The 17,317-nt window shown below is 68.2% G+C and carries 15 protein-coding genes; 9 read left to right on the top strand and 6 right to left on the bottom strand.

The window, feature by feature from the left end; genetic code table 11:
- Positions 1 to 2 precede the first annotated feature (2 nt).
- From cyoE to CSC70_RS01085, 4 genes are all read left to right on the top strand, one after another.
- Positions 3 to 926, top strand: coding sequence for a heme o synthase (gene cyoE, locus CSC70_RS01100; protein ID WP_162454791.1), 924 nt, complete (start codon positions 3 to 5; stop codon positions 924 to 926).
- Positions 927 to 1,003: 77 nt separating this feature from the next.
- Entirely contained in the window at positions 1,004 to 4,381 is a 3,378-nt protein-coding gene (locus CSC70_RS01095; protein ID WP_162454790.1) for a transglutaminase family protein, read from the top strand.
- Positions 4,382 to 4,391: 10 nt separating this feature from the next.
- Positions 4,392 to 6,788 (top strand): circularly permuted type 2 ATP-grasp protein, encoded by a 2,397-nt coding sequence (locus CSC70_RS01090; RefSeq protein WP_162454789.1) that lies wholly within the window; start codon positions 4,392 to 4,394, stop codon positions 6,786 to 6,788.
- Positions 6,789 to 6,793: 5 nt separating this feature from the next.
- A complete protein-coding gene (locus tag CSC70_RS01085; RefSeq protein ID WP_162454788.1) occupies positions 6,794 to 7,672 on the top strand; it encodes a transglutaminase family protein in 879 nt (292 codons plus the stop codon).
- A 448-nt stretch (positions 7,673 to 8,120) separates the two neighbouring features.
- On the opposite strand, the gene dnaG is transcribed toward CSC70_RS01085, so the two are convergent.
- Complete coding sequence (gene dnaG / locus CSC70_RS01080) at positions 8,121 to 9,839, bottom strand: DNA primase (RefSeq protein ID WP_162454787.1); 1,719 nt, start codon at positions 9,837 to 9,839, stop codon at positions 8,121 to 8,123.
- A gap of 55 nt (positions 9,840 to 9,894) precedes the next feature.
- Here dnaG and dld point away from each other — a divergent pair, with 55 nt between their 5' ends.
- Positions 9,895 to 11,616: a D-lactate dehydrogenase gene (gene dld / locus CSC70_RS01075; RefSeq protein WP_162454786.1), complete on the top strand. Its 1,722-nt coding sequence runs from the start codon at positions 9,895 to 9,897 to the stop codon at positions 11,614 to 11,616.
- 9 nt (positions 11,617 to 11,625) lie between these two features.
- Here dld and CSC70_RS01070 read toward each other — a convergent pair whose 3' ends face one another.
- The 4 genes from CSC70_RS01070 to rpsU form a co-directional block, all read right to left on the bottom strand.
- Positions 11,626 to 12,114, bottom strand: coding sequence for a GNAT family N-acetyltransferase (locus tag CSC70_RS01070; RefSeq protein WP_162454785.1), 489 nt, complete (start codon positions 12,112 to 12,114; stop codon positions 11,626 to 11,628).
- Positions 12,115 to 12,202: 88 nt separating this feature from the next.
- Positions 12,203 to 12,388 carry an SEC-C metal-binding domain-containing protein gene (locus tag CSC70_RS14880; protein WP_162454784.1) on the bottom strand — a complete coding sequence of 62 codons (186 nt, stop codon included), beginning with the start codon at positions 12,386 to 12,388 and terminating at the stop codon, positions 12,203 to 12,205.
- A 90-nt stretch (positions 12,389 to 12,478) separates the two neighbouring features.
- Positions 12,479 to 12,925: a GatB/YqeY domain-containing protein gene (locus tag CSC70_RS01060; RefSeq protein ID WP_162454783.1), complete on the bottom strand. Its 447-nt coding sequence runs from the start codon at positions 12,923 to 12,925 to the stop codon at positions 12,479 to 12,481.
- Between the two features lie 153 nt (positions 12,926 to 13,078).
- Positions 13,079 to 13,294 carry a 30S ribosomal protein S21 gene (gene rpsU / locus CSC70_RS01055; RefSeq protein WP_057637008.1) on the bottom strand — a complete coding sequence of 72 codons (216 nt, stop codon included), beginning with the start codon at positions 13,292 to 13,294 and terminating at the stop codon, positions 13,079 to 13,081.
- Positions 13,295 to 13,408: 114 nt separating this feature from the next.
- On the opposite strand from rpsU, the gene tsaD reads away from it, so the two are divergent.
- Genes tsaD through CSC70_RS01035 form a run of 4 tightly spaced genes read left to right on the top strand, consistent with a single transcriptional unit; the run spans position 13,409 to position 16,523 of the window.
- Entirely contained in the window at positions 13,409 to 14,452 is a 1,044-nt protein-coding gene (gene tsaD, locus CSC70_RS01050; protein WP_162454782.1) for a tRNA (adenosine(37)-N6)-threonylcarbamoyltransferase complex transferase subunit TsaD, read from the top strand.
- A gap of 39 nt (positions 14,453 to 14,491) precedes the next feature.
- Positions 14,492 to 14,854: a dihydroneopterin aldolase gene (folB, locus tag CSC70_RS01045; protein ID WP_162454781.1), complete on the top strand. Its 363-nt coding sequence runs from the start codon at positions 14,492 to 14,494 to the stop codon at positions 14,852 to 14,854.
- The gene (locus CSC70_RS01040; RefSeq protein ID WP_162454780.1) at positions 14,851 to 16,137 is read left to right on the top strand and encodes a mechanosensitive ion channel family protein; all 1,287 of its coding nucleotides are present in this window, start codon (positions 14,851 to 14,853) and stop codon (positions 16,135 to 16,137) included. The genes folB and CSC70_RS01040 overlap by 4 nt, the downstream gene beginning before the upstream one ends.
- Positions 16,134 to 16,523 (top strand): 2-amino-4-hydroxy-6-hydroxymethyldihydropteridine diphosphokinase, encoded by a 390-nt coding sequence (locus CSC70_RS01035; protein ID WP_162454779.1) that lies wholly within the window; start codon positions 16,134 to 16,136, stop codon positions 16,521 to 16,523. The genes CSC70_RS01040 and CSC70_RS01035 overlap by 4 nt, the downstream gene beginning before the upstream one ends.
- On the opposite strand, the gene CSC70_RS01030 is transcribed toward CSC70_RS01035, so the two are convergent.
- Positions 16,516 to 17,256, bottom strand: coding sequence for a pteridine reductase (locus CSC70_RS01030; protein ID WP_162454778.1), 741 nt, complete (start codon positions 17,254 to 17,256; stop codon positions 16,516 to 16,518). The two genes, CSC70_RS01035 and CSC70_RS01030, sit on opposite strands and share 8 nt — an antisense overlap.
- Positions 17,257 to 17,317 lie beyond the last annotated feature (61 nt).

The raw sequence follows: 17,317 nt of genomic DNA, 5'->3' as shown, positions 1-17,317 counted from the left end.
CGATGAAGGGAGGCTTCGGCCAGTACTGGGCGTTGACCAAGCCGCGGGTGGTGGCGCTGATCGTGTTCACTGCGCTGGTCGGCATGTTCCTGGCGGTGCCGGGACTGCCGCCGCTGCGCGAAACCGTGTTCGGCCTGCTCGGAATCTGGTTGGCGGCGGCTTCGGCGGCGGCGATCAACCACCTGATCGACCAGCGCATCGACCGGCTGATGGCGCGCACCGCCGACCGGCCGCTGGCGACCGGTGCGCTGAAGCCGGCGCAGGTGCTGGCCTTCGCCATCTTCCTTGGCGCGCTGTCGATGGCGATCCTGGTCGGGCTGGTCAACACGGTCACCGCGCTGCTGACCTTCGCCTCGCTGATCGGTTACGCCATCGTCTATACCGGCTACCTGAAGCGCGCCACGCCGCAGAACATCGTCATCGGCGGGATCGCCGGCGCGGCGCCGCCGCTGCTGGGCTGGGCCGCGGTGACCGGCATGCGCGGGCAGTGGGACTGGGCGCACGCTTTGCTGCTGGTGCTGATCATCTTCGTGTGGACGCCGCCGCACTTCTGGGCGCTGGCGATCTTCCGCCGCGACGACTATGCGCGCGCGCTGGTGCCGATGCTGCCGGTGACCCACGGGGTGGAGTACACCCGCTGGCAGATCCTGCTGTACACCGGGCTGCTGCTGGCGGTGACCCTGCTGCCGTACGTGGTCGGCATGAGCGGCGGCTTCTACCTGGGCGGCGCGCTGGTGCTGGGGCTGGTGTTCCTGTGGCACGCCTGGCGCTTGCTCGACCCGCCCGACGAGTTCTTCGCGATGCGCGTGTTCCACTATTCGGTGGTCTACCTGATGGCGCTGTTCGCCTTCCTGCTGCTGGACCACTGGCTGCTGCCGTGGCTGCCGGTGATGGAATACTGGTCCACGGTCGGCCACCCGGGCTGACGGTTTGATCGCGCGGCCGCGCAGCGGGTAACCTGCGATGGCGCCGGTGACCCCACCCGCCGGCCCACGGGAACAGCATGGCCATACACGCGGCGATCCATCACCTGACCCACTACCGCTACGACCGGCCGGTGCGGCTGAACCCGCAGGTCATCCGGTTGAAGCCGGCGCCACATTCGCGCACCCCGGTGCTCAGCCATTCGCTGCGGATCAGCCCGTCCAATCACTTCGTCAACCTGCAGCAGGATCCCTACGGCAACTGGCTGGCGCGGTTCGTGTTCCCGGAACCGGTGACCGAGCTGAAGATCGAGGTCGATCTGGTCGCCGACATGACGGTGTACAACCCGTTCGATTTCTTCGTCGAGGAGATCGCCGAGCAGTGGCCGTTCGCGTATCCGGAGGAGATCGCCCCGGACCTGGAGGTCTACCGGCGTCCGGAGCCGGCCGGACAGGCTTTGCTGGCCTTGCTGGACAGCCTCGACCGCAGCCCGCAGAACACGGTCGATTTCATCGTCGCGCTGAACGCGCGCATCCAGCAGGAAGTGGGCTACGTCATCCGCATGGAGCCGGGCGTGCAGACGCCGGAGGAAACGCTGACCGGCAAGTCCGGCTCGTGCCGCGATTCCTCGTGGCTGCTGGTGCAGGCGCTGCGCCACCTAGGCTTGGCCGCGCGCTTCGTCTCCGGCTACCTGATCCAGCTCAAGCCCGATCTGGTGTCGCTGGACGGCCCGCCGGGCACCGACCACGACTTCACCGACCTGCACGCCTGGGCCGAGGTCTACCTGCCCGGCGCCGGCTGGATCGGTCTGGACCCGACCTCGGGCCTGCTGACCGGCGAAAGCCACATCCCGCTGGCGGCCACTCCGCACTACCGCAATGCCGCGCCGATCAGCGGCACGATCAGCGCCGACGGCCCGTTCCAGACCGACTTCGCCTTCGACATGCAGGTGCGTCGGGTCGCCGAACACCCGCGCATCACCTGGCCGTTCTCCGACGAATCGTGGCAGGCGCTGGACACGCTGGGCGAGGCGGTCGACGCCGCGCTACGCGAGCAGGACGTGCGGCTGACGATGGGCGGCGAACCGACCTTCATCTCGATCGACGATTTCGAATCCGGCGAGTGGAACACCGACGCGGTCGGGCCGACCAAGCGCGCCAAGGCCGATGCGCTGATCCGGCGCCTGCGCGATCGCTTCGCGCCCGGCGGCTTCCTGCACTACGGCCAGGGCAAATGGTATCCGGGGGAGTCGCTGCCGCGCTGGACGTTTTCGCTGTACTGGCGCAAGGACGGCGAACCGATCTGGCAGGACCCGGACCTGATCGCCCGCGAGGACAGTGCGCGGCCGCTGGCCGCCGGCGATGCGCAGGCCCTGCTGGCGACCATTGCCGACGACCTGGGCCTCGGCACCGACTATGTGTCGCCGGCCTACGAGGACCCCGGCGAGTGGCTGCTGAAGGAAGGCAACCTGCCGGACAACGTCGACCCGGCCAATTCCGAGCTGCAGGATCCGGAAGCGCGCGCGCGGATGGCCAAGGTGTTCGAGCGCGGGCTGACCGAGCCGTCCGGTTACGTGCTGCCGGTGCAGCGCTGGAACAGCCAGTCCCGGCCGGCCGGACGCTGGCGCAGTGAGAAGTGGAAGACCCGCCGCGGCAGGCTGTTCCTGGTGCCGGGTGATTCGCCGGTCGGTTATCGCCTGCCGCTGGGTTCGCTGCCGCACGTCAAGCCGGTCGATTACCCCTACGTGGTGCCGGTCGATCCCAGTGTGGACCGCGCGCCGTTGCCGCCGGCCTCGCGCCTGCACCCGCGGATCGCCGTACCGGAGACCGACGATGCCGCATTGCGGCCGGCGCAGACGCCGGAACAGGCGGTGGCCTCGTTCGCCAGCGCCGACGGCGAGCAGCAGGAACGGGTCGAACAGGTCATCAGCGACATCGACGGCGTGGTCCGCACCGCGTTGTCGGTGGAACCGCGCGACGGCCACCTGAGCGTGTTCATGCCGCCGGTGGAAGCGCTGGAGGACTATCTGGAACTGGTCGCCGCGGCCGAGGACGCGGCGCGCCGGCTGGGCCTGCCGGTGCAGATCGAAGGCTATGCGCCGCCGCACGATCCGCGTCTGAACGTGATCCGGGTGGCGCCGGACCCGGGCGTGATCGAGGTCAACATCCATCCGGCGGCCAGTTGGCGCGAATGCGTGGCCACCACCGGGGCGATCTACGAGGAAGCCCGGCAGACCCGGCTGGGTACCGACAAGTTCATGATCGACGGCCGCCACACCGGCACCGGCGGTGGCAACCATGTGGTGGTCGGCGGCGCCACGCCGATGGACAGCCCGTTCCTGCGCCGGCCCGACCTGCTGAAGTCGCTGCTGCTGCACTGGCAGCGGCATCCGTCGATGTCCTACCTGTTTTCGGGCATGTTCATCGGCCCAACCAGCCAGGCGCCACGGATCGACGAAGCGCGCCACGACAGCCTGTACGAACTGGAGATCGCGCTGGCGCAAGTGCCGCTGCCCGGTGAAGGCGAAGCGCCGCTGCCGTGGCTGGTCGATCGCCTGTTCCGCAACCTGCTGGTCGACGTCACCGGCAATACCCACCGCAGCGAGATCTGCATCGACAAGCTGTTCTCGCCGGACGGTCCGACCGGGCGCCTGGGCCTGGTCGAGTTCCGCGGCTTCGAAATGCCGCCGAACGCGCGCATGAGCCTGGCCCAGCAATTGCTGGTGCGCGCGCTGATCGCGCGTTACTGGAACGCGCCGCTGGACGGCGGTTGCGTGCGCTGGGGCACCGCGCTGCACGATCGCTTCATGCTGCCGCATTACGTCTGGGCCGATTTCCTGGAGGTGCTGGACGACCTGTCGCGGCACGGCTTCCCGCTGCGGCCGGAATGGTTCGCGGCGCAGCTGGAATTCCGTTTCCCGTTCTGTGGCCAGGTACAGTACGACGGCGTGCAGCTGGAGCTGCGGCAGGCGCTGGAGCCGTGGCACGTGCTGGGCGAGCAGGGCGCCATCGGCGGCACCGTGCGCTATGTCGATTCCTCGGTCGAACGGCTGCAGGTCAAGCTGGACGGCGTCAACCTGCAGCGGCATGCGATGGCCTGCAATGGCCGCGAACTGCCGCTGGTCGCCACCGGCGTTGCCGGCCAGGCGGTGGCCGGGGTGCGTTACAAGGCCTGGCAGCCGGCCAGCGGCCTGCATCCGGTGCTGCCGGTGGACGCGCCGCTGACCTTCGACGTCTACGACCGCTGGAGCGGCCGTGCGGTCGGCGGCTGCACCTACCATGTGGCGCATCCGGGCGGGCGCAATTACGAAACCTTCCCGGTCAACGGCAACGAAGCCGAAGCGCGCCGTCTGGCACGCTTCCAGGCCGACGGCCATACCCCGGGCAGCTACGCGCTGCAGCCGGAACGGCCGTCGCCGGAGTTTCCGCACACCCTCGACCTGCGCCGCCCCGTGTAACCTGCCCGTCATGTCCGCCGTTCCGCCGCTGTCGATGCCTGCCTCCGGAGAATCGCTGGTGTCCCGTTACCGCACGCTGTCCGGCGGGGTCGACGAGATGCTGGCCGACGACGGTCGGTTGCGCGCCGCGTGGCAGGGCTTCGTCGCCGAGCTGGAGTCGATGCCGGCCGGGGAGCTGTCGGTGCGTTTCGCCCGCGCGCACCAGTACATGCGCGATGCCGGCGTGTATTACCGGGTTTACGACCCGGCCGGCGCCAGCGAGCGCGAGTGGCCGTTGTCGCCGCTGCCGGTGCTGATCGACGGCGGCGAATGGGCGCAGATCTCGGCCGGACTGGTGCAGCGCGCGGAACTGCTGGAACGGGTGGCCGCCGACCTGTACGGCCCCGGCGAGCTGGTGCGGCAGGGACGGATTCCGGCCGAGCTGATCGCCGCCAGTCCGGAATACCTGCGGCCGCTGTCCGGCGTGCGTCCGCGCGACGGCCACTTTCTGCACTTCTGCGCCTTCGAGCTGGGCCGCGGTCCGGACGGGCGCTGGTGGGTGCTGGGCGACCGCACCCAGGCGCCGTCGGGCGCCGGTTTCGCGCTGGAAAACCGGGTGGCCACGTTGCGCGCCTTCCCCGACCTCGACGAAGGCCTGCGCGTGCACCGGCTGGCCGGCTTCTTCCGCCGCTTCCGCGATGCGCTGGCCGGACTGGCCGAAGGCGGCGACATCGCCATCCTGACCCCTGGTCCGAACAACGAAACCTACTACGAACACGCCTGGATCGCGCGCTACCTGGGCACGCTGTTGCTGGAAGGCGAGGACCTGAGCGTGCGCGACGGTCGCCTGTGGGTGCGCACGGTCTCCGGCCTGCAGCCGCTGGGGGTGTTGTGGCGGCGCATGGACGCGGCCTTCATGGACCCGCTGGAACTGCGACCGGACTCGTGGATCGGCACCCCCGGCAGCGTCGGCGCCTTGCGCCGCGGCAGCCTGTCGATGGTCAATGCGCTGGGCGCGGGCCTGCTGGAAACCCGCGCGCTGCAGGCCTTTCTGCCCGGTATCGCCGAGTCGCTGGGCATGGACGAGCTGCAACTGCCGGGGATCGCCACCTGGTGGTGCGGCCAGGCCGAGGCGCGCGAACAAGTGCTGGAACAGTTCGAACACATGATGCTGGGCCCGGCCGGTTCGACCCGGCTGCCGTACGAGGATCCGCAGGCGACCCTGCTCGGCGGGCGGCTGGACCCGGACGAATCGGCGCGCCTGCGCCAGTTGCTGCGCACGCAAGGCGCCAACTGGGTGGCGCAGGAAGCGGTCACGCTGTCGACCACGCCGATCTGGGTCGACGGCCGGCTGGAACCGCGGCCGTTCGTGCTGCGGGTGTTCGTCGCCCGCACCGCCGATGGTTGGGAGGCGATGCCCGGCGGTTTCGCACGCATCGGCGCGCATGCCGATACCCGCGCCATCGCCATGCAGCATGGAGGCCAGGCGGCCGACGTCTGGGTGGTCAGCGATGCGCCGGTCAGCCTGGACAGCCTGCTGCCCGACACCGAAGCCGCGCCGCGCATGGCGGCGCCGGCCCTGCCCAGCCGTGCCGCCGAGAACCTGTTGTGGCTGGGCCGCTATTGCGAGCGCAGCGAGAGCATCGCCCGCGTGCTGCGCGCCTACCACGTGCGCCTGGCCGAAAATCTCGAGCGGCCGACGCCGCTGCTGCACGATCTGGCCGAGTATCTGCAGGGTCTGGAAGTCGACGTGGCGCAGCCGGTGCCCGATGGCCTGCTGCTCAGTATCGACGGCGCCGGCACCAGCGCCGCGCGCATCCGCGACCGCTTCTCGCCGGATGGCTGGGCGGCGCTGCACGACCTGTCCAAGACCGCGCGCCGTTTCGCCCAACAGGTCTCGGCCGGCGACGACGCCAGCCGCGCGGTCACGGTGCTGCTGCGCAAGCTGGCCGGCTTCTCCGGCCTGTTGCATGAAAACATGTACCGCTCCACCGGCTGGCGTTTCCTGGAAATCGGCCGCCGCATCGAACGCGGCGTCCAGATTGCGCGACTGCTCTCGCAGCTGGCGCGGGCCGAAGCGCCGGGCGGCTTGCAGCAGGCAGTGCTGGAAATCGGCGACAGCGTGATGACCCATCGCAACCGCTACGGCGTGCATGCCGGCACCGCCAGCGTGATCGACCTGCTGGCGCTGGACCCGCTGAATCCGCGCTCGGTGCTGTTCCAGGTGGAAGTCCTGCAGGCCGAGTTCGCCCGCCTGCCGGTGCGCGACGCGCGCCAGCGGCATCCGGATTTCGTGCGCCAGGCGATGGACCTGCACGCCGACCTGTGCGTGCGCGAGGCGGGCAACTGGGATGCGGATGCGTTGTTCGCGCTGTCGGCCGGCGTCGCCCGCCTGTACGACCAGCTGTCTGCGACCTATTTCGATTGAGTGCGATGCAGTACGACGTCCGCCTGCAACTGAACTACGAATACCAGCATCCGGTGGCCGATGCCCGGCATCTGCTGCGGGTGATGCCGCGCGCCCTGCCGGGCATACAGCAGGTGCAGGAAGCGAAGCTGAAGATCGAGCCGTGGCCGGAGGAACGCAGCGGCTTCGACGACTTCTTCGGCAACGGCGTCACCGAGATCGTGCTGCGCGCGCCGCACCGGACGCTGGCGCTGGAGATGCGCGCGCGCGTGCAGGTCGAACGCCAACCGCCGGAACTGGATCTCTCGCCGGACCTGCAGGGCCTGCGCGCGGAAGTGGCCGAAACCGGCTTGTTGGCGGCCGACGCACCGTGCCACTTCCTGCCACCCAGCCCGCACGTGCCGCTGTTCGAGCGCATCACCGCCTACGCGGCCAGAAGCGTGCGTCCGGGCAGCAGTGCGCTGGACATCGTGCAGGACCTGGGCCGGCGCCTGCGCGGCGACTTCGCCTACGACCCGGAAGCGACCGACGTGGATACGCCGCTGGGCCAGGCCTTCGACATGCGCGCCGGGGTCTGCCAGGACTTCAGCCAGATCATGATCGCCGGGCTGCGCGGCCTGGGCATTCCGGCCGGCTACGTCAGCGGCTTCCTGCGCACCATCCCGCCGGCCGGGGCGAAGCGGCTGGAAGGCGCCGACGCCACCCATGCCTGGGTGCGCGCCTGGTGCGGACGGCAGATGGGCTGGCGCGAATTCGACCCGACCAACGCCATGCCCGCCGGCGACGACCACATCACCCTCGGCCACGGCCGCGACTACGGCGACATCTCGCCGATCGCCGGCGTGCTGCGCACCACCGGCGAGCACGAAGCCTGTCAGGCGGTGGACGTGGTACCGCTGGGCTGATTGTTACACGAATGCTTGAGGGGGCAGTTGTGTCTGCAAGCGGGGCCGATCGCCTGAATCAAGCCGGCCCGCGAAGCGGGTTCGGCTTGAATGAATTGTTAGGCATCACACGACGATGCCCGACTACTTGGAACGCAACGCGATTGCCGCGAGTAGCAATGCTGCGACAAGGACGACTGTTGGAAGGTGGCGAGTAACTGCAAGAACAGACTCAACGCCGGCGAGCCAGTCTTTTGACCAAGCGCCCCCGGTGCTCTCATGGTAAGCCAAGGCAGATCGCGCAGTAGGCCGAAGAATCGTGTAACCGAACGCGACAGCGACTAGCGCAAGAACAGACACAATGCGCAGGCGGCGATTGGATGGCAATGCAATGGCTGCCACAGCCAAAGCGGCAGTCGGAAGAAGAATCAGTGCATCAAGAGTTGCGAGTGGCCACATGTGATGCCGATCAGCCCAGCCGCGCCTGCAGCAGGGCACGCAGTTCGTATTTGTCGGCTTCGTCCAGACCGATCTCGCGCTGCTTTTTCTGCAATTCGTCGAGCCGTTGCTGCAGGGTCTGGCGCCCCAGCTGGGCCACCGCGTCCAGCAATTCGGCGCGCCAGTGCGCTTCCTCGCCGGGCAGCTCCTGCATCGCCAGCTTCTGCAGCGCGGCCTGTTCCTCGCGTTCGTTGAAATGCTCGAGCAGGGCACCGGTGCTGATGTCCGGACGCGCCTGCACGATGCCGAGCAGCTCGATCAGCAATTCGACCCCGGCCAGGCGCAGGCCGGAGAAGGCGTAGGGCGGCTCCACTTCCAGCGCCAGCGCGGGCTGGTGCAGCAGGCGCACGATGATGCTGCGCACCAGGCTTGGGCGGTTGTGGCCGTCGTCGCGCCGGCGCGTCGTGCCGGCCGGTCTGGTGGGCGTGGAGGCTTGCGCGCCGACGCCGGTGACTTCGGTCAGCCGCTGCCGCATCAGGTCGCCGAAGGCGCCGTCGGGGATCTGCGCCAGCAGCGGACGTGCGCGTTCGGCCAGCCGTGCGCGGCCGTCCAGCGTGGACAGATTCACCTCCTTCGACAACTCGTCGAAGAAGAACTGCGACAACGGCGTGGCCTGCCGCAATCGCGCATCGAACGCTTCCGCGCCTTCGTGGCGGACAATGGTGTCGGGGTCCTCGCCGTCGGGCAGGAACAGGAAGAAGGCCTGGCGGCCGTCGCGCATGCGCGGCAGCACCGATTCCAGCGCGCGCCAGCCGGCGCGCTGGCCGGCGGCATCGCCATCGAAGCAGAAATACACGTCCGGTGCGTTGCGGAACAGCAGTTCGGCATGGTCCGGCGTGGTCGCCGTGCCGAGGGTGGCCACCGCCTGGGTCACGCCGAACTGGAACAGGCTGACCACGTCCATGTAGCCCTCGACCACGATCAGCCGCTCCAGCTTCTGGTTGGCCTGGCGCGCCTGCCATAGGCCGTACAGTTCGCGTCCCTTGTGGAACAGCGCGGTTTCCGGCGAGTTGAGGTACTTGGGGCCGTCGTCCTTTTCCAGCACGCGTCCGCCGAAGGCGATCACCCGGCCGCGACGGTCGTGGATCGGGAACATCACCCGGTCGCGGAACTTGTCGTAGACGCGTCCGCTGTCGTTCTTGGAGAACAACCCGGCGCGGTCGAGCAACTTCATCCGCCGCTCGTCGGTGCCTAGTGCGTCTTTCAGCGCATTGAAGCCTTCCGGCGCGTAACCGATGGCGAACTGTTCGCGGATCGGTCCGTCCACACCGCGGCCGTCGAGATAGGCGCGTGCCTTGTCGCTGTGCGCCAGCTGGCGCTGGAAGAACTTCGCCGCGGCATCCAGCGCCGCGTACAGGTCGCGGCTGTCGTTGTCCTGCCCGCGCGGACTGGCATCGCGCGGCACTTCCATCCCGACCCGCTTGGCCAGTTCCTCGACCGCGTCGAGGAATTCCAGCCGGTCGTAGTTCATCAGGAAGCTGATCGCAGTGCCGTGCGCGCCGCAGCCGAAGCAGTGGTAGAACTGCTTGGTCGGCGAGACGGTGAAACTGGCCGAACGCTCGTCGTGGAACGGGCAGCGGGCGGCGTACTCCTTGCCCTGGCGCTTCAGCGGCACGCGCAGATTGATGACCTCGACGATGTCCGTCCGGGCCAGCAGGTCGTCGATGAATGCGTCGGGGATGCGTGCCATGGGTCGCATAGGATGCCATGCCGGGCGCATCGGCCGGGCGGGGTACCATGCGCGGATGGCCAGCCCGTTGCCGTCCGCTGCCGACACCACCGATGCGGCCCTGCTGGCGGCGCTGCGCGAGGCGGTGGGTACGGCCCAGGTGAAGACCCGTCCGCGCGACACCCGCCGCTTCCGCACCGGCTACCGTTTCGGCACGGGACAGGTGCTGGCCGTGGTCCGCCCCGGCAGCCTGCTGGAACTGTGGCGGGTATTGCAGGCGGTGCTGGCGGCCGGCCGCATCGTGCTGATGCAGGCGGCCAACACCGGCCTGACCGGCGGATCGACGCCCGACGGCGACGACTACGATCGCGGCATCGTCCTGATCAGCACGCTGCGACTGACCGGCGTGCAGCTGATCGACGACGGCCGCCAAGTGGTGTGCCTGCCCGGCGCCACCCTGGACGCGCTGGAGAAGGCGTTGGCGCCGCTGGGGCGCGAGCCGCATTCGGTGATCGGCTCCTCGTGCATCGGCGCTTCGGTGCTGGGGGGCGTATGCAACAACTCCGGCGGCGCCCTGGTCCGGCGCGGCCCGGCCTACACCGAGCTGGCGCTGTACGCGCAGCGCGGCGCCGATGGCCAGCTGCGACTGGTCAACCATCTGGGCATCGAACTGGGCGACGCCCCGGAAACCGTCCTGACCCGCTTGCAGGCCGGCGATTACACGGCGACGGACATCGTCCACAACCCGGCGCGCGCCGCCTGCGACCATGGTTACGCGGCGCACGTGCGCAAGATCGATGCGCCGACGCCGGCGCGCTACAACGCCGACCCGGCACGCCTGCACGAAGCCTCCGGCTGCGCCGGGCGGCTGGCCGTGTTCGCCGTGCGCCTGGATACCTTCCCGAAGGAAGACGCGGCGGTGTTCTACCTCGGCAGCAACGACCCGGACGACCTGACCGGCGTGCGCCGGCACCTGCTGGCCACCTCGGAGCGGTTGCCGATCTCGGGTGAATACATCCATCGCGACGCCTTCGACATTGGCGACAAGTACGGCAAGGACACCTTCCTGCTGATCGACCGTTTCGGCACCGACAAGGTGCCGGCGGCGTTCGCGCTGAAAAGCCGCATCGATGGCATGTTCGAACGCATCGGCCTGCACGGGGTGGTCGGCAAGGTCATGCAGGGCCTGATGGCGCTGTTGCCCGACCACCTGCCGCCGCGCTTGCGCGAATATCGCGATCGCTACCAGCACCATCTGCTGCTGAAGGTATCGGCGCAGGATGCAGCCGCCACCGGCGAGTTCCTGCGCGAGTTCTTTGCCGCTCGCGAAGGCGACTTCTTCGCTTGCGATGCCGACGAAGGCCGCAAGGCCTTCCTGCACCGTTTCGCCGTGGCCGGCGCCGCAGTGCGCTATCGCGAAACCCATCGCCGCACGGTTCAGGACATCGTGGCGCTGGACATCGCCCTGCGCCGCGACGACCACGACTGGGTCGAGACGCTGCCGCGCGATCTGGATGATGCGCTGGTGGCCAAGCTGTATTACGGCCACTTCTTCTGTCACGTGTTCCACCAGGACTACATCGTGAAGAAGGGTGCCGACCCGCTGGCCATCGAACACCGGATGTGGAAGCTGCTCGATGCGCGCGGCGCCGAGTACCCGGCCGAGCACAACGTCGGCCACCTGTATCGCGCCAAGCCGGAACTGGTCGCGTTCTATCGCGAACTGGATCCGAGCAACAGCTTCAATCCCGGCATCGGCCAGACCTCGAAACGGCGCGACTGGAGCGCACCGACCTGAGGTCGCGGCTCAAGCGTCTTGCACAGCCAGTTGCCGCAACGCTTCGCCATCCAGCCGCTGCACCGTCCACTCCTGCATGCCGACCGCGCCGAGGCTGCGGTAGAAGCGGATCGCCGGTTCGTTCCAGTCCAGCACCGACCATTCGAAGCGGGCGCAGCCGCGCTCGACTGCCAGCGCTGCCACCCGTGCGATCAGCCGCTTGCCCACGCCCAGGCCGCGGAAGGCCGGACGCACGTACAGGTCTTCCAGATAGATACCCGGTTTGCCGTGGAAGGTGGAGTAGTTGTGGAAGAACAGCGCAAACCCCGCCGGTTCGCCATCGACCTCGGCCATCAGCACCTCGGCATAGCGCGGGTGGCCGAACAGGTGTTCGGTCATGTCGCCGGCATCGGCGACGGCTTCGTGTTCGAGTTTCTCGTAGACGGCCAGCTCGCGGATGAAGGCCAGGATCTGTGGCACGTCCTCGCGGATGGCAGGGCGGAGGGCGATATTGTTCATGTGCGTGGATTCTATGCACAAACGCCCTCTCCTGAACGGAGAGGGCGCTGATGGTTACTCTCTAAAGTAGTGATCGCGCTCGGAGCCCTCAAAACGGCCGTCGGACAGACAACAGTTCCTTGAACCTCCGAGTCGAGCCACAGGGACACGGATCATTGCGTCCGAGCTTTTCGCGCAATTCCTTGTCCGTGCCGACCACGCGATACCCTCGCTTGACGCGGGTTTCGGACGGATAACCCTTGCGACGCTTACTCGTGACCTCGAAAGCAGTCATCGGAGAGGAAACGTTTCATGGTGCACCTCCTTCTTCAAAGCCCTTCCGGGCAAAAACGATGAGGCTTGTCGACGATGGCTGTCTGCGCTTTCAGCCGGCCAGCTTCTGCTTCACCAGCTTCGACACCAGGCCCATGTCGGCCTGTCCGGCCAACTGCGGTTTCAGCACGCCCATCAGCTTGCCCATGTCGGCCGGGCTGGTGGCGCCAGTGCCGGCAATGGCGGCGTCGATCGCGGCCAGGATCTCGGCTTCGCCCAGCTTGGCCGGCAGGTAGCTGTCGATCACCGCGATTTCGGCGCGCTCCACGGCCGCCAGGTCCTCGCGGCCGGCGGCTTCGTACTGGCTTACCGAGTCCTTGCGCTGCTTGACCATCTTTTCCAGCACGGCCAGCACCGCAGCGTCGTCCAGCTCGATGCGCTCGTCGACTTCCCGCTGCTTGATCGCGGCGTTGATCAGCCGGATTACGCTCAGGCGGTCCTTTTCGCCGGCCTTCATCGCGGCCTTCATGTCGGCGGTGAGTTGTTCTTTCAGGGTCATGGTCGTCGGGACCTTTCGGGAATCGGGATGGATTGGGGTGTCGAGACCGCCAGAAGCGGAAAAAGCCGGCAACGCTTGCGCGTGCCGGCTTCGATTGACCGCTGTCGGCGACGATGCCGCGCCTGGGGCGCGGGCAGCGCGCTCAGGACGTGCTCAGTACAGGCGCTGACGCTTGGTGACGTCGCGCGAGCTGCGGCGCATCTGGCGCTTCACCGCGGCGGCGGCCTTGCGCTTGCGCTCCTGGGTCGGCTTCTCGTAGAACTCGCGCTTGCGGGTTTCGGCCAGCACGCCGGCCTTCTCGCAGGTGCGCTTGAAGCGACGCAGGGCAAACTCGAACGGCTCGTTTTCGCGGACTTTGACGCTGGGCATGGAATCTCCGGGGTACAAAAACCGGGGTAGGCCCGGTGAGCCGCGCATTATAATGGCCCGCCCGGTCATTCTGCAAGCCGGGATTTTCCTTCCCGATCAGGGAGATAGCTCTGCATGCGTGTTCTGGGCATCGAAACCAGCTGCGACGAAACCGGGGTGGCCGTGTACGACACCGCCCTGGCGGGGGCGGCCGGCCTGCGCGCGCATGCGGTGTACAGCCAGATCGCCCTGCACGCCGAGTACGGCGGGGTGGTGCCCGAGCTGGCCAGCCGCGACCACGTGCGCAAGCTGCTGCCGCTGGTTCGGCAGACCCTGGCCGAGGCCGGGCTGACGCCCTCCGACCTGGACGGGGTGGCTTACACGGCCGGTCCCGGTCTGGTCGGCGCCCTGCTGGTCGGCGCCGGCACCGCGCGCGCGCTGGCCTGGGCGCTGGAGCGGCCGGCGGTGGGCGTGCACCACATGGAAGGCCACCTGCTGGCGCCGTTGATGGAGGACGACCCTCCCGAACCCCCGTTCGTGGCCCTGCTGGTCTCCGGCGGCCACACCCAGCTGGTGGCGGTGGAGGCGATCGGCCGCTACCGCTTGCTTGGCGAAACCCTGGACGATGCCGCCGGCGAGGCTTTCGACAAGACCGCCAAGCTGATGGGCTTGCCATATCCGGGCGGCCCGCAACTGGCGCGGTTGGCCGAACAGGGCCGGCCGGGTGTCTATGTGTTCTCGCGGCCGATGACCGACCGCCCCGGCCTGGATTTCAGTTTCAGCGGCTTGAAGACCCAGGTGCTGCTGACCTGGCGCGACAGCGACCAGGGCGAGCAGACCCGTGCCGACATCGCTCGCGGCTTCGAGGACGCGGTGGTCGACACCTTGGCGATCAAGTGCGCGCGCGCGCTGGAGGCGGCCGGCAGCGACACCCTGGTGGTGGCCGGCGGCGTCGGCGCCAACCGCCGCCTGCGCGCGCGCCTGCAGGAGATGGCCGAAAAGCGCGGCGGACGGGTCTGCTTCCCGCGCCCGGAGTTGTGCACCGACAACGGCGCCATGATCGCCTTCGCCGGCGCCCTGCGCCTGCAGGCCGGTCAGCACGACGATGCGCAGGTCAAGGTCACGCCACGCTGGGACATGGCGACACTGTCCAATGTGAATCAGGCCGCAAGCAGTTAGGCTGTACCGCCGAACTCACCGGAATTGCAAGATCCACGCATGGATATCGTATTCATCCAGGGCCTCGAGGCGCACGCCCTCATCGGCGTCTACGAATGGGAGCGCCTGCAGCGGCAGGCGCTGCGCCTGGACCTGGAAATGGGCTTCGACAACCGGGTGCCGGCGGCCAGCGACGATGTCGCCGATACCATCGACTATGCGAACGTGTCCGAAACGCTGATTGCGCTGTGCGCCGAATCGCAATTCCGGCTGGTCGAAGCCTTGGCCGAGAAGCTGGCGGCGGAAGTGCTGGAGCGTTTCGACGTGCAGTGGCTGCGGCTGCGGGTGACCAAGCCCGACGCGGTGCGGGCCGCACAGGGCGTCGGCGTGCAGATCGAGCGCACGCGGGAGGCTTCGGCATGATGGATGCCATGCTGCCGCAACTGGAAAGCCTGCAACGCGCGATGGCGCCGTATCCCTGGGCCTATACCGCGCTGGTGGTGGCCGTGCTGCTGTTGGCGGCCTGGCTGGCTAACTGGCTGACCAAACGGGTCTTGCTGCGCGGATTGAGGAAACTGATCCGGCTCAGTCCGCTGGTGGCGCACATGCACGATGGCAACAACGTGCAGCTGCGGGTGATCCCGCGGCTGGCCAACGTGGTGCCGGCGGTGGTGCTGTACCACGGCGTCAGCGTGGTGCCGGACCTGGAACCGAGCGTGGTGTCGGTCGTCAAGGTGCTGTGCGAGGTGTTCATCATCTTCACCGTGGCACTGGCGGTTTCGCGCGCGCTGGATCTGGTCAACGAGGCCTATGAGAAACGCGCCGACGCGCGCAACAAGCCGATCAAGGGTTACCTGCAGGTGGCCAAGATCGTCGTCTTCGTGCTGGCCGGGTTGTCGATTGCGGCCACCGTGTTCGGGGTCAAGTTCCTGCACGTGGTGACCGGGCTGGGCGCGGCCACCGCGGTGCTGATGCTGGTGTTCCAGGACACCATCCTGTCGTTCGTGGCCAGCGTGCAGATCAGCACCGACGGCCGCCTGCGCCGCGGCGACTGGATCGAGATGCCCAGCGAAGGCGTCGATGGCGAGGTGCGCGACATCGCCCTGCACACGATCACCGTGCAGAACTGGGACATGACCATTTCGGCGGTTCCGACCAAGAAGTTCATCAGCGAGTCGTTCCGCAACTGGCGCGGAATGAGCGAGTCCGGCGGGCGCCGGATCAAGCGCGCCCTGTACCTGGATCAGAACAGCGTGCACTTCCTCGCCGACGATGAAGCCGAACGGCTGTCGCGCTTCCATCTGCTGGCGCCGTACCTGCAGCACAAGCGGCAGGAACTGGAGGAGTGGAACAGCAGTTCCGGCGTGCGCCGCGAGGAGCCGGTGAACCAGCGCCGGATGACCAACCTCGGCACCTTCCGCGCCTATGTGGAGCGCTACCTGCGTGCGCATCCGGGCATCCACCAGGGCATGACGCTGATGGTGCGCCAGTTGCCGCCGGCCGCCACCGGCCTGCCGCTGGAGATCTACTGCTTTACCAATACCGTGCAGTGGACGGCCTACGAGAACATCCAGTCCGACATCTTCGACCACCTGTTGTCGATCCTGCCGGAATTCGGCCTGCGGGTGTTCCAGGAACCGGCCGGCGCCGACATGCGGGTCGCGCTGGGGTCGATGTCGCGGTTGCAGGCATCGGCGGCGGAATGACGTCGTACCGTTACGTGCTGCTGCTGGGCAGCGGCACCGACGAGGAAATGCGCCTGCGCCGCGCCAGTGCCGCGCTGGCGCAGCAGGGCGAGATCCTCGCCCGCAGCCAGGTGGTGCATGCGTCCAGCGTGGTGCCCGGCGATGCGCACCGTTACGTCAACCAGGCCCTGCTGTACGCCAGTGAACTGCCGCGCGATGTCTTCATGCTATGGCTGAAGGCGCTGGAGCAGGAACTGGGGCGCATGCCGCAGGACGACCCCTGCATCATCGACATCGATCTGGCCGGCGAATGCGGGCCAGACGGGGAATTGCAGTGGGAGAACCCAGGCAAACTGGAGCACCCGCTGTTCCGCGAACTGGCCGAACAGGTCCGGCGCGCTACATGAACACCGAGCGGCCGCCGTCGACCGCCAGCACCTGGCCGGTGACGTAGTCGTTGCCTTGCAGCAGCCACAGCACCGCCGAGGCAATGTCCTCGGGCTGGCCCTGCCGCTGCAGCGGCACGCGCTGGCGCAATACTTCGGCGGTTTCCGCCTTCACCGGATTGTCCGACCACAGGATGTTGCCTGGGGCGACGGCGTTGACCCGCACGTCCGGCGCCAGTTCGCGTGCCAGCGATTTGGTCATCATCACCAGCGCCGCCTTGGCCATGCAGTAGATCGAATGGTTCGGCAGCGGCCGTTCGGCATGGATGTCGGTGATGCTGACGATGGCGCCGCGGCTGGCGCGCAGGTGCGGCGCGGCGGCCTGCGACAGGAAGAACGGCGCGCGTGCATTGGAGGCGAACAGCTCGTCCCACTGCTGCGGCGCGGCCTGGCCGAACGGGGTGGCGTAATAGGCCGAAGCGTTGTTGACCAGCGCGTCGAGGCGGCCGTAGCGGCCGACGGTGGCGGCCACCAGCTCCGGCAGGCGGTCGAAGGCGTCCAGATCGGCCTGCAGCAGCAGCACGCTGTCGGCGCGGGCAGCTTCCAGTTCGGCGGCTAGCGCGCGGGCGTCCTGCGCCGAATGGCGGTAATGCAGCGCCAGGTCATAGCCCTGCGCGTGCAGCTGGCGGGCGATGGCCGCGCCGATGCGGCGGGCGCCGCCGGTGACCAGGGCAATGCGGCGTTGCGGGTTCATGCGCACATCCTTACGCGGGTTCGGCGGCATTGTGACGTATCGCCGGCCCACAAGAGCACCC

Source organism: Pseudoxanthomonas kalamensis DSM 18571 (assembly GCF_010211745.1).
Classification (GTDB): domain Bacteria; phylum Pseudomonadota; class Gammaproteobacteria; order Xanthomonadales; family Xanthomonadaceae; genus Pseudoxanthomonas_A; species Pseudoxanthomonas_A kalamensis.
This window is presented reverse-complemented; position numbering and strand designations above follow the sequence as displayed.

Excerpts from the sequence above, each read along its gene's own strand:
- CSC70_RS01090 (WP_162454789.1), top strand. The coding sequence starts at position 4,392 with ATGTCCGCCGTTCCGCCGCTGTCGATGCCTGCCTCCGGAGAATCGCTG.
- CSC70_RS01030 (WP_162454778.1), bottom strand. The coding sequence starts at position 17,256 with ATGAACCCGCAACGCCGCATTGCCCTGGTCACCGGCGGCGCCCGCCGC.
- dnaG (WP_162454787.1), bottom strand. The coding sequence starts at position 9,839 with ATGGCACGCATCCCCGACGCATTCATCGACGACCTGCTGGCCCGGACG.
- tsaD (WP_162454782.1), top strand. The coding sequence starts at position 13,409 with ATGCGTGTTCTGGGCATCGAAACCAGCTGCGACGAAACCGGGGTGGCC.
- CSC70_RS01040 (WP_162454780.1), top strand. The coding sequence starts at position 14,851 with ATGATGGATGCCATGCTGCCGCAACTGGAAAGCCTGCAACGCGCGATG.
- CSC70_RS01060 (WP_162454783.1), bottom strand. The coding sequence starts at position 12,925 with ATGACCCTGAAAGAACAACTCACCGCCGACATGAAGGCCGCGATGAAG.
- CSC70_RS01095 (WP_162454790.1), top strand. The coding sequence starts at position 1,004 with ATGGCCATACACGCGGCGATCCATCACCTGACCCACTACCGCTACGAC.
- CSC70_RS01035 (WP_162454779.1), top strand. The coding sequence starts at position 16,134 with ATGACGTCGTACCGTTACGTGCTGCTGCTGGGCAGCGGCACCGACGAG.
- folB (WP_162454781.1), top strand. The coding sequence starts at position 14,492 with ATGGATATCGTATTCATCCAGGGCCTCGAGGCGCACGCCCTCATCGGC.
- cyoE (WP_162454791.1), top strand. The coding sequence starts at position 3 with ATGAAGGGAGGCTTCGGCCAGTACTGGGCGTTGACCAAGCCGCGGGTG.
- CSC70_RS01070 (WP_162454785.1), bottom strand. The coding sequence starts at position 12,114 with ATGAACAATATCGCCCTCCGCCCTGCCATCCGCGAGGACGTGCCACAG.
- CSC70_RS01085 (WP_162454788.1), top strand. The coding sequence starts at position 6,794 with ATGCAGTACGACGTCCGCCTGCAACTGAACTACGAATACCAGCATCCG.
- CSC70_RS14880 (WP_162454784.1), bottom strand. The coding sequence starts at position 12,388 with ATGACTGCTTTCGAGGTCACGAGTAAGCGTCGCAAGGGTTATCCGTCC.
- rpsU (WP_057637008.1), bottom strand. The coding sequence starts at position 13,294 with ATGCCCAGCGTCAAAGTCCGCGAAAACGAGCCGTTCGAGTTTGCCCTG.
- dld (WP_162454786.1), top strand. The coding sequence starts at position 9,895 with ATGGCCAGCCCGTTGCCGTCCGCTGCCGACACCACCGATGCGGCCCTG.